This window comes from Streptococcus oralis (assembly GCF_003943825.1).
GTDB classification, from domain to species: Bacteria; Bacillota; Bacilli; order Lactobacillales; family Streptococcaceae; genus Streptococcus; species Streptococcus oralis_CD.
The window spans coordinates 84,925-96,576 of record NZ_RJNJ01000002.1; the positions used below are offsets into that span (position 1 = coordinate 84,925).

The 11,652-nt window shown below is 38.7% G+C and carries 10 protein-coding genes; 6 read left to right on the plus strand and 4 right to left on the minus strand.

Going from position 1 to position 11,652, the window contains the following annotated elements; all coding sequences use genetic code 11:
- Window positions 1-112: 112 nt before the first annotated feature.
- The 4 genes from D8863_RS02120 to lacG all read left to right on the plus strand — a co-directional run bounded on the left by D8863_RS02120 (window position 113) and on the right by lacG (window position 4,487).
- Entirely contained in the window at window positions 113-949 is an 837-nt protein-coding gene (locus tag D8863_RS02120; RefSeq protein ID WP_125440938.1) for a PRD domain-containing protein, read from the plus strand.
- A 35-nt stretch (window positions 950-984) separates the two neighbouring features.
- On the plus strand, window positions 985-1,302 hold the full coding sequence (locus D8863_RS02125) for a PTS lactose/cellobiose transporter subunit IIA (protein WP_001078319.1): 318 nt from the start codon (window positions 985-987) through the stop codon (window positions 1,300-1,302).
- Complete coding sequence (locus D8863_RS02130; protein WP_061421069.1) at window positions 1,302-2,996, plus strand: lactose-specific PTS transporter subunit EIIC; 1,695 nt, start codon at window positions 1,302-1,304, stop codon at window positions 2,994-2,996. The genes D8863_RS02125 and D8863_RS02130 overlap by 1 nt, the downstream gene beginning before the upstream one ends.
- Window positions 2,997-3,080: 84 nt before the next feature.
- Window positions 3,081-4,487 (plus strand): 6-phospho-beta-galactosidase, encoded by a 1,407-nt coding sequence (gene lacG, locus D8863_RS02135; protein WP_125440939.1) that lies wholly within the window; start codon window positions 3,081-3,083, stop codon window positions 4,485-4,487.
- Window positions 4,488-4,526: 39 nt separating this feature from the next.
- On the opposite strand, the gene D8863_RS02140 is transcribed toward lacG, so the two are convergent.
- The 4 genes from D8863_RS02140 to nrdH form a co-directional block, all read right to left on the minus strand.
- Complete coding sequence (locus D8863_RS02140) at window positions 4,527-5,294, minus strand: DeoR/GlpR family DNA-binding transcription regulator (protein WP_125440940.1); 768 nt, start codon at window positions 5,292-5,294, stop codon at window positions 4,527-4,529.
- Between the two features lie 139 nt (window positions 5,295-5,433).
- Window positions 5,434-6,396, minus strand: coding sequence for a class 1b ribonucleoside-diphosphate reductase subunit beta (gene nrdF, locus D8863_RS02145; RefSeq protein WP_000451372.1), 963 nt, complete (start codon window positions 6,394-6,396; stop codon window positions 5,434-5,436).
- A 194-nt stretch (window positions 6,397-6,590) separates the two neighbouring features.
- Window positions 6,591-8,750 (minus strand): class 1b ribonucleoside-diphosphate reductase subunit alpha, encoded by a 2,160-nt coding sequence (gene nrdE, locus D8863_RS02150; protein WP_125440941.1) that lies wholly within the window; start codon window positions 8,748-8,750, stop codon window positions 6,591-6,593.
- Between the two features lie 80 nt (window positions 8,751-8,830).
- A complete protein-coding gene (gene nrdH, locus D8863_RS02155) occupies window positions 8,831-9,049 on the minus strand; it encodes a glutaredoxin-like protein NrdH (RefSeq protein WP_000259240.1) in 219 nt (72 codons plus the stop codon).
- Between the two features lie 654 nt (window positions 9,050-9,703).
- Here nrdH and D8863_RS02160 point away from each other — a divergent pair.
- Window positions 9,704-10,924 (plus strand): alpha/beta hydrolase family protein, encoded by a 1,221-nt coding sequence (locus D8863_RS02160; RefSeq protein ID WP_000661899.1) that lies wholly within the window; start codon window positions 9,704-9,706, stop codon window positions 10,922-10,924.
- Between the two features lie 461 nt (window positions 10,925-11,385).
- Complete coding sequence (locus D8863_RS02165; RefSeq protein ID WP_000146948.1) at window positions 11,386-11,649, plus strand: phosphocarrier protein HPr; 264 nt, start codon at window positions 11,386-11,388, stop codon at window positions 11,647-11,649.
- Window positions 11,650-11,652: the final 3 nt, after the last annotated feature.

Sequence of the window (11,652 nt, forward strand, 5' to 3'; positions counted from 1 at the left end):
ACTAAGTAATATTAGGCATGATCACAGGTGGATTAGAAATCAAAGGATTTTCTAGTTCATTTGTGGTCATTTTTTGTACTCATATACCTTTAAGATGCAAAAGGAGGTTGCCATGTATCGAATTCTAAACCCAATGAATCACAATGTTTCACTTGTCAGAAATGACAAAGGAGAAGAAGTGATTGTGATTGGTAAGGGGATTGCATTCGGAAAGAAGAAGGGGGATTTGATTGCTGAAAATCAGGTTGAGAAAATCTTTCGGATGAAGACCGAAGAGTCAAGAGAAAACTTTATGGCTCTGCTCAAAGATGTTCCGCTTGATTTTATCACAGTGACCTACGAGATTATTGATAATCTTTCTAAGAAATATCATTATCTGATTCAAGAGTATCTCTATGTGACCTTGACAGATCATATTTACTGTTCCTATCAAGCCCTAACACAAGGAAGGTACAAGGATAGCAATCTGCCAGATATTTCTGCTAAGTATCCTGTAGCTTTTCAAATCGCAAAGGAAGCCTTTGAAATCTATCGTCAGAAGTTGACAGATCATTTCCCTGAGGATGAAATTATTCGGATCGCTTATCATTTCATCAATGCCGAAGGGGAGAACGAAGTTCAAGTGGTTGAGTCGATAGACAAGAGGAAAGAAATCCTCAGGAATGTTGAAGAAGTGCTACAGACTTACGCTATTCAACGAACCAAAGAGAATAACCATTTCTATGACCGCTTTATGATTCATCTCAACTATTTTTTGGATTATTTAGACCGTTCCAGAGATGATAATCAATCGCTTCTAGATATGGAAGACCATATCAAACAATCCTATCCAAAAGCGTTCGAGATTGGTTCCAAGATCTATGATGTGATTACGCAACATACGGGTCTTGATTTGTATAAAAGTGAACGAGTTTATCTAGTTCTACATATCCAACGTTTATTGTCATAAAAATTTAATTAAAAATACATAAGGAGAATTCTATCATGAATAGAGAAGAAGTAACATTGTTAGGTTTTGAAATTGTTGCCTATGCTGGCGATGCTCGATCAAAACTATTGGAAGCCTTGAAGGCTGCTGAAGCTGGCGATTTTGCGAAAGCAGATAGCTTAGTTGAGGAAGCTGGTGGCTGTATCGCCGAGGCTCATCACGCACAAACAAGTCTATTGACCAAGGAAGCAGCTGGTGAGGACTTAGCTTATAGTGTAACCATGATGCATGGCCAAGACCACTTGATGACTACCATTTTGTTAAAAGATTTGATGCACCATTTAATCGAACTCTACAAGAGAGGAGTTAAGTAATGAACAAACTAATTTCTTTTATCGAGAAAGGGAAACCTTTCTTTGAAAAACTGTCTCGTAATATCTACCTTCGCGCTATTCGTGATGGCTTCATTGCTGGTATGCCAGTTATTCTCTTCTCAAGTATCTTTATCTTGATTGCTTTTGTACCAAACTCATGGGGCTTTAAATGGTCTGACGATGTTGTCAATCTCCTCATGAAACCTTATAGCTATTCAATGGGGATTCTAGCTCTCTTGGTAGCTGGTACAACAGCTAAGTCATTGACCGACTCAGTAAACCGTAGCATGGAGAAAACCAATCAAATCAACTATATGTCAACACTTTTGGCTGCGATTGTTGGTTTGTTGATGTTGGCAGCTGATCCGATTGAAGGTGGCTTTGCGACAGGTTTCCTTGGAACAAAAGGGTTGCTTTCAGCCTTCCTTGCTGCCTTTGTTACTGTAGCCATCTATAAGGTTTGTGTTAAGAACAACGTCACTATTCGTATGCCTGACGAAGTTCCACCAAATATCTCACAAGTATTTAAAGATGTGATTCCATTCACTCTATCAGTGGTTTCTCTTTATGCTCTTGATTTACTAGCTCGTCATTTTGTTGGTGCAAGCGTAGCTGAATCAATCGGTAAATTCTTTGCACCATTATTCTCTGCTGCTGATGGTTATCTTGGTATTACTATTATCTTTGGTGCCTTTGCCTTCTTCTGGTTTGTTGGTATCCACGGTCCTTCAATCGTTGAACCTGCAATCGCAGCTATTACCTATGCGAATGCTGAAGTCAACTTGAACCTTCTCCAACAAGGGATGCACGCAGACAAGATCCTTACTTCTGGTACACAAATGTTTATCGTTACCATGGGGGGTACAGGTGCGACACTGGTTGTTCCTTTCATGTTCATGTGGTTAACAAAATCAAAACGTAACCGTGCAATCGGACGTGCTTCAGTAGTTCCAACTTTCTTTGGTGTAAATGAACCAATCTTGTTTGGTGCACCGCTTGTCTTGAACCCAATCTTCTTTATTCCTTTCATCTTTGCGCCAATTGCCAACGTATGGATCTTTAAATTCTTCATTGAAACACTTGGCATGAACTCATTTACAGCCAACCTTCCTTGGACAACACCAGGTCCGCTCGGTATTGTTCTCGGTACAAACTTCCAATTCTTGTCATTTGTACTTGCTGCTTTGTTAATCCTTGTTGACGTAGCCATTTACTATCCATTCCTCAAGGTTTATGATGAACAAATTCTTGAAGAAGAACGTTCTGGTAAAGCCAATGATGAATTGAAAGAAAAAGTAGCCGCAAACTTCAATACTGCCAAAGCAGATGCTATTCTTGAAAAAGCAGGTGTAGAAGCAGCGCAAAACACAATCACTGAAGAAACTAATGTTCTCGTTCTTTGTGCAGGCGGAGGAACAAGTGGTCTCCTTGCAAATGCTCTAAACAAGGCAGCTGCAGAGTACAAAGTTCCTGTTAAAGCAGCAGCTGGTGGCTATGGTGCTCACCGTGAAATGTTGCCTGAGTTTGATCTGGTTATCCTTGCTCCTCAAGTTGCTTCTAACTTTGAAGATATGAAAGCAGAGACCGACAAACTTGGTATCAAACTTGCCAAGACAGAAGGTGGCCAATACATTAAATTGACTCGCGATGGAAAAGGTGCTCTTGCCTTTGTTCAAGCGCAGTTCGAAGAATAAAATGTAAATAGCGAAGAAGTGAGATGGAGGAACTCCTCCCAACTATACCCCCATCTCATTTCTATTTCTTGAAAGGTGAATCAAATGACAAAAACACTTCCAAAAGACTTTATTTTTGGCGGAGCAACAGCAGCCTACCAAGCAGAAGGTGCTACACATACTGATGGTAAAGGGCCAGTCGCCTGGGACAAATACCTCAAAGATAACTACTGGTACACTGCTGAACCAGCCAGTGATTTCTATCACAAATATCCTGTTGACCTCAAACTTGCAGAAGAATATGGTGTCAATGGTATCCGTATTTCAATCGCTTGGTCACGTATCTTTCCAACTGGTTACGGGAAAGTCAATGCCAAGGGGGTTGAGTTCTATCATAATCTATTTGCAGAGTGCCACAAACGGCATGTTGAGCCCTTCGTGACCCTCCATCACTTTGATACACCAGAAGCACTTCATTCAAACGGAGATTTCCTGAATAGAGAAAACATTGATCACTTTGTGGATTATGCGGCCTTCTGTTTTGAAGAATTTCCTGAAGTTAACTTTTGGACAACCTTTAATGAAATTGGGCCGATAGGAGATGGTCAGTATTTGGTTGGGAAATTCCCTCCAGGTATTCAGTACGACCTTGCCAAAGTCTTCCAATCTCATCACAATATGATGGTGTCGCATGCGCGTGCAGTAAAACTTTTCAAGGATAAGGGATATAAGGGGGAAATTGGTGTGGTTCATGCCCTGCCTACTAAGTATCCTCTGAATCCAGATAATCCAGCAGATGTTCGTGCAGCCGAGTTAGAAGATATTATCCATAACAAGTTTATCCTAGACGCGACTTATCTAGGACGATATTCCGAAGAAACCATGGAAGGTGTCAACCATATCTTAGCAGTTAATGGTGGAAGCTTAGATCTGCGTGAAGAAGACTTTGCTGTGCTAGAAGCTGCAAAAGACTTGAATGACTTCCTTGGTATTAACTACTACATGAGTGATTGGATGCAAGCCTTCGATGGAGAAACTGAAATTATCCATAATGGTAAAGGTGAGAAAGGAAGCTCTAAATACCAAATCAAAGGTGTTGGTCGTCGTGTAGCTCCTGATTATGTACCACGTACAGATTGGGATTGGATTATCTACCCTCAAGGTTTATATGATCAAATCATGCGCGTGAAGAAAGATTATCCTAACTACAAGAAGATTTACATTACTGAAAATGGCCTCGGCTATAAAGATGAGTTTGTTGATAACACTGTTTACGATGATGGACGGATTGACTATGTTAAAAAACACATGGAAGTGATAGCAGATGCAATCTCCGATGGGGCCAATGTCAAAGGATACTTTATCTGGTCGTTGATGGATGTCTTTTCTTGGTCAAATGGTTACGAAAAGCGTTACGGTCTCTTCTATGTTGATTTTGAAACCCAGGAGCGTTATCCAAAGAAATCTGCTCATTGGTATAAAAAACTAGCTGAGACCCAACTTATTGAATAAAATTCAACAAAAATTCCCCGCCAAAAGGCAGGGGAATTTTTATGGTTTTGATAAAAGAATGGTTGTTTGTTCCGACAGCTCTTCAAATGCCTCCTGACTCAGTTTGGAATCTGAAACGATGGTATCAATCTCTGAGATATTGTAGAACGTGTAAAAATCAAACTTATTAAACTTGCTGTGGTCTGCCAGTAAGTATTTTTTATTGGCATTGTTCAAGGCGATTTGTTGTACCTCGCCCTCTTCTTCACTGAAAGTAGCAATTGCCTTATCCTTAATACCATTACAGCTTACAAAAGCTTTAGAAAACTGAAGATTGGTCAAATCCTGTAAAGTAAGTGTCCCTACAAAAGCACCAGTGATAGAGCGATAATTTCCACCAATCAAGATCAAATCTGTTAGTTTTCGTTCGTTTAGAATGAGAAAAACAGGAAGACTGTTTGTTACAACACGAATATTATCGATAGGGAGTTCACGAGCAAAACATTCTAAGGTTGTTCCTGGACCAATAAAAATGGTTTCACCTTCGTCAATCAAATGACCTGCAAAACGGCTAATTTCTTGTTTTTCAGCAATCTGCAAGCCTTGTTTTTCGACGTTTGAGCGTTCGTTGTTTAAGAGAGAACCTGTACGAAGTTTTTCAGCGCCACCATGCACACGGACCAGCAAATCCTTGTCTGCTAGTTCTTGTAAATAGCGGCGAGCTGTCATATCTGACACATCAAGACTTTCCATAATCTCTTTTACAGTAATGGTGCCTTTTGTATTTACTGCTTCTAGAATACTATCTAGTTTTTCTTGCTTTAGCATCCTTATCACCTCGATTTCTACTATTATTATCTTACCATAAAACGCTCAATCAATCAAATAGAAAAAAACAAAATAAAACAAAAACAAAAATATCATGGTTGTTTTAAACAAACCATGATATTTTGAATGGTCGGCCAAATTAGTCTAAACCGTAGTTGTAGTCCTCGTCTTGCATGGCTTCAACTTCACCAAGGAGGTAACCATTTCCGACTTGAGAGAAGAAGTCGTGGTTAGAAGTTCCTGTTGAAATTCCGTTCATAACGATTGGATTGACATCATCAGCTGAATCTGGGAAGAGTGGATCTTGTCCTAGGTTCATAAGAGCCTTATTGGCATTGTAACGAAGGAAGGTTTTAACTTCCTCAGTCCAGCCAACACCGTCATAGAGGCTTTCTGTATAGCCCTCTTCGTTCTCGTAGAGGGTATAGAGCAGGTCGTACATCCATTCTTTGAGTTTTTCTTGCTCTTCTTCAGGCAATTCATTGAACCCAAGTTGGAATTTGTAACCAATGTAGGTTCCGTGAACAGACTCATCACGAATGATTAGTTTGATGATTTCCGCAACGTTGGCCAGTTTGTTGTTACCGAGATAGTAGAGGGGAGTAAAGAAACCAGAGTAGAAGAGGAAGGTTTCAAGGAAAACGCTGGCAACTTTCTTTTCCAGCGGGCTACCATTGAGGTAGATTTCATTGATAATCTCCGCTTTTCTTTGTAGGTAGGGGTTAGTGTTGGTCCATTCAAAGATTTCTTCGATTTCAGCCTTAGTATTCAAGGTTGAAAAGATAGAAGAGTAAGATTTTGCGTGGACAGATTCCATAAACTGGATGTTGTTGAAAACAGCTTCCTCATGCGGTGTACGGATGTCTGCGCGAAGCGCTTGAACCCCTGTTTCAGATTGCATGGTATCCAAAAGGGTCAAACCACCAAAGACTTTTCCGACCAAGTCTTTTTCTTTGTTTGATAGTTTTCTCCAGTCGTCTAGGTCATTTGACAAGGGGATACGCGTATCGAGCCAGAATTGCTCTGTCAGCTTTTCCCAAGTTGATTTGTCGATGACATCTTCGATGGCATTCCAGTTAATGGCTTTGTAGTAAGTTTCCATTTGAAATCTCTTTCTGTATGTAATAATGCGATTGTCGAATCATCTCTATTTTATCATAGTCTGAGAAGAGTATCGTACAAAAAGTCGGAAGGCCGACTTTTTAGTTTTTCATGGTATTTAAGATACTTATCAAGTTTTGTATGATGGGGAACTTAATCAGTAGTCTGAGAAAATGTGGTTGCCCCAGATAAAAATTAAATCACACAGCTTTCACATTGGTTAGCACCAACTTCCCCACCGTCGTCTGTAAAGGTACGGACGTAGTAGATAGACTTGATACCCTTGTTGAAGGCATAGTTACGAAGGATAGACAAGTCACGTGTCGTTTGTTTGTTCTCTTTCTTCCATTCGTAAAGACCTTTTGGAATGTCACTACGCATGAAGAGAGTGAGTGAAAGCCCTTGGTCCACGTGTTCAGTTGCGGCAGCGTAAACATCAATCACCTTACGCATATCCATGTCGTAAGCAGAAGTGTAGTAAGGAATGGTATCTGTAGACAAGCCTGCAGCTGGATAGTAGATTTTACCGATTTTCTTCTCTTGGCGTTCTTCGATACGTTGTGTAATAGGATGGATAGAAGCAGAAACGTCGTTGATGTAGCTGATAGAACCATTTGGAGCAACAGCTAGACGGTTTTGGTGATAAAGACCATCTTCTTGAACCTTTTCGCGAAGTTCAGCCCAATCAGCAGCGCTTGGAATAAAGACATCTTTAAAGAGTTCTTTAACACGGTCTGATTTTGGAACAAACTCGCCTGTCACATACTTGTCAAAGTAGCTTCCGTTAGCATAATCTGATTTTTCAAAGTTATGGAAGGTGATACCGCGTTCACGCGCGATGTTATTAGATTCTACCAAGGTCCAGTAGTTCATAAGCATAAAGTAGATGCTAGTGAATTCAACAGACTCAGCTGATCCATATTCGATGAGTTGTTGGGCAAGGTAACTATGAAGTCCCATGGCACCAAGACCAAAGGTGTGAGCTAAACTGTTTCCGTGGTCGATAGTAGGAACAGCTACGATGTGTGAACTATCTGTAACGAAAGTAAGGGCACGAACCATAGCGCGAATAGAACGACCAAAGTCAGGTGACGTCATCATGTTGACCACGTTTGTTGATCCAAGGTTACATGAAACGTCCGTTCCCATTTGAAGGAATTCTTGAGCATCGTTGATCAAGCTTGGTTCTTGAACTTGAAGAATCTCAGAACACAAGTTACTCATGATAATCTTTCCATCAACAGGATTTGCACGGTTAGCCGTATCAATGTTGACGACATAAGGGTAACCAGATTCTTGTTGCAATTTAGAGATTTCAGTTTCTAAATCACGCGCCTTGATTTTTGTCTTGCGGATATTTGGATTTGCGACTAATTCATCGTATTTTTCAGTGATGTCGATGTAGTTGAATGGCACACCGTACTCAAGCTCTACAGAGTAAGGGCTAAAGAGATACATTTCTTCATTTTTACGAGCTAATTCGTAGAATTTATCGGGCACCACAACACCGAGTGAAAGGGTCTTTACACGAACTTTTTCATCAGCATTTTCTTTCTTAGTGGAAAGGAAGGCGATGATATCTGGGTGAAAGACATTGAGGTAGACAACCCCAGCACCTTGACGTTGACCCAATTGGTTGGAGTAGGAGAAACTGTCTTCGAAGAGTTTCATAACTGGAACGACACCAGAAGCAGCACCTTCATAACCTTTAATAGGAGCTCCAGCTTCACGAAGGTTGCTGAGGGAAATTCCTACACCACCACCGATACGTGAAAGTTGAAGAGCTGAGTTGATAGAACGTCCGATAGAGTTCATATCATCCGTCACTTGGATCAAGAAGCAAGATACCAACTCTCCACGACGCGCGCGACCAGCATTTAAGAAGGAAGGAGTAGCAGGTTGGTAGCGTTGGTGGATGATTTCATTGGCAATATCAGTCGCAATCGCTTCATCCCCGTCAGCAAAATAAAGTGCATTAAAGAAGACACGGTCTTCCATACTTTCAAGGTAATATTCACCGTCATTAGTCTTCAAGGCATACTGGTTGTAAAACTTATAGGCAGCCATGAAAGACTTGAATTGGAAGTTTTGGTCCTTAATAAATTGATGCAATTCTTCCAAAAACTCTGGACGGTATTTCTTGAGAAATGCAGTTTCGATGTAGTTGTGTTCAATGAGGTAGTTGATTTTATCAGTAATTGAATCAAAAACCATGGTATTTGGAACCACATTTTCTTTAAAGAAGGCATCCAAGGCTTCCTTATCTTTATGAAGCATGATTTGTCCATTAACAGGACGGTTGATTTCGTTATTGAGACGGAAGTAAGTTACGTCCTCAAGATGTTTTAATCCCATAAAATTTCCTTTATCTAATTACAAAAGAAAGGCCTCTAAGTTAGCCCTAGAAGCAATCTCTTCTGGATGATGTACTAAGATTATGCTAATTGTTTCAGTTTTCCTGGTTGGAAGCCTGAAAAGACTTCAGTTGGTGTTTGGATAACAGGAGCAGCGCTGAAACCGAGCTCTTTAACTTGATCGATGTACTCTGGTTGCTCGTCGAGATTGATCTCACGATAAGCGACATTGTTGCTGTCCAAGAAACGCTTGGTCATCTTACATTGGACACAGTTGTTTTTAGAATAAACGGTTACCATTTTCGTAACTCCTCTTTCAAAATAGATTACTTTCTTAGTATATCAGAAAAAAAAACTTTGTCAAACTTTTTAAACTAAATCTTGTGCTAAAAAGTTACAGTTTCAAAAACAAAGCACAAGATATAGTGTTTTGTCAGAGTGTAAAATTGGGTTTTCATTGAACTATCAAAGTTTATCAAAACAAAAAAACTATATACTGTATATTGGTAAGATAAATAGAAGATTTTCAGCAAGTTATCAGAAAGGAAAACGAAGAAAATAGCAAAAATCGTAAGAACAGGAATAAGTCTAGCTGAGACAATACTTTAATAAAATAGAAACTGTAATATTTACGAAAAAAAGAAATTTTCTACACAAGATGTCCCAATATTTTGTATTAGAATATCTAAAATATAACCAAAGTGGAAATGACAGATTATGATGTATTCATAAAAATGGATCATTGGTTAATTTTATATAGGATACTTATGAGTTTCGTATCCTTTCATAAGGAGTATATAAATACAATGTTTGAAAAAGTTCATTTTATGTGATACACTATCTGTGATTATAAGATTAAAAAATGGATATCTGAATGCTTTTGTTTGATAGAGAATGTTATCAGATTATAATTAGATTAAATGAATGAAAGAACACAGAATTAGGAGGCGCGTGGTGAAAGAAAATGATGTTATTTTAAAACGGCAATCGACTCAAATATTTTTTAAGAATGGTGATACGGATTTTTTCTTCAATTGGTTGTTAGGAATCGGTGAAATTTTTGGTTTCTCTCATGGAGAGCTTTATTATCTTGCTCAAAGATTGGGGAACTCACCAAAGCCTGATGACTGGAAAAATGTATTTTTATCGCATGTAAACTACCTTGAACAAGAAGCAAGTAATTCAGGATTGAGTGAACAAACAAAGGCGCAGTATTATCTTGCACAGACCTACTCACTTCGCTCGGCAATCCAATTTACCGATCCATTTTCTGAAGAGTATTTACCGACCGTTCGTCAAATGGAGAAGGTGTTTTCTAGTGCAATTCATTCACTAGGTGCACCGATTGAAAAATTAACTATTCCCTATCAGGGTTCTTACTTGCCTGGTTATTATCTTCATAGCGACGATAATTGCCCAACGATAATCATGATTGGTGGAGGTGATACTTATCGCGAAGATTTATTTTACTTTGCAGGATATCCTGGATGGATACGAAATTATAATGTTTTAATGGTTGATCTTCCTGGTCAAGGGAGCAATCCTAGTAGAGGGCTGGTCTTTGATGTGGATGCTTCTATTCCAATTTCATTATGCATAGACTGGTTGGAAAATAGAAATCCTAAACTAAATTATTTAGCTATTTATGGTGTCAGCGGAGGGGGATATTTTACTGCACAAGCTGTCGAAAAGGATCCAAGAATTCATGCTTGGATTGCTAGTACCCCTATTTACGACGTTGCAGAACTTTTCAGAAAAGAATTTGGATCAAGTTTGAAAGCACCTAGTTGGTTAATAAATGCCATTTTAAAATTAGCTGGAAATTGGAATGAATCAGCAAATTTAAATCTTAAAAAGTATGCATGGCAGTTTGGTACTTCTGATTTTAAGAGTGCTATTGATGATGTATTTAACCATGCAAAGATTGTGGATTACCAAAAAATTCAATGCCCATGCCTTTTTATCATGGGAAAGGGTGAGGGTGCTGAACTGCAGCATCAAACTAAGGTGATTTATGAAGAACTTAAATCTAAAAATCAACAAACTAAACTTCAAGTATTTGAGGCGGAAAGTGGTGCGGACGCTCATTGCCAAGTCAATAATCTAAGACTCGCCCATAATGTCGTTTTTGATTGGTTGGATACTTTATTTGAATGGAATCAATCAAAGTTTTAGTTCTACTTATACCACTTAGATATATCTACCTTTTTACTGTTAGGGGCTACAAACTTATTTTACTTTAAGTAGCAAATTGGATAAATTCTCTACTGTTGATGGTAAGAGTAGGTTTTAGAATTTCAGGATTTGATGAAGTCTTTTCAAATAATGGATTTACTGAGTTATATTAATTATAGTTAAATAGTATTATTTCATTATTTACTAGGATTGTCCTCTGATTGGTATTAAGGGAAAATAGCTTTGAAAATTGAATTTTGATGATGACATTCTTTGAACAATTAGTGTTTAGATATGCTATTTAGTTACTAGAGTGCTCATTTAATAGAAAAAGAAGTAATTTCATTTTCAGTAAAAGTCCATAAAATACTTGAAAAATTATCTAGAAGGTGATATAATACAGTCTTGTAAGGGTTATCACATATAACTCAAAAAAGAAATAACTAAAGGAGAGTCAAACTATGGCTTCTAAAGATTTCCACGTAGTGGCAGAAACAGGTATTCACGCGCGTCCAGCAACATTGTTGGTTCAAACAGCTAGCAAATTTGCTTCAGATATCACTCTTGAATACAAAGGTAAATCAGTAAATCTTAAATCTATCATGGGTGTTATGAGTCTTGGTGTTGGCCAAGGTGCTGACGTTACAATTTCAGCTGAAGGTGCAGATGCTGACGACGCAATCGCTGCTATCACTGAAACTATGGAAAAAGAAGGATTGGCATAAGGA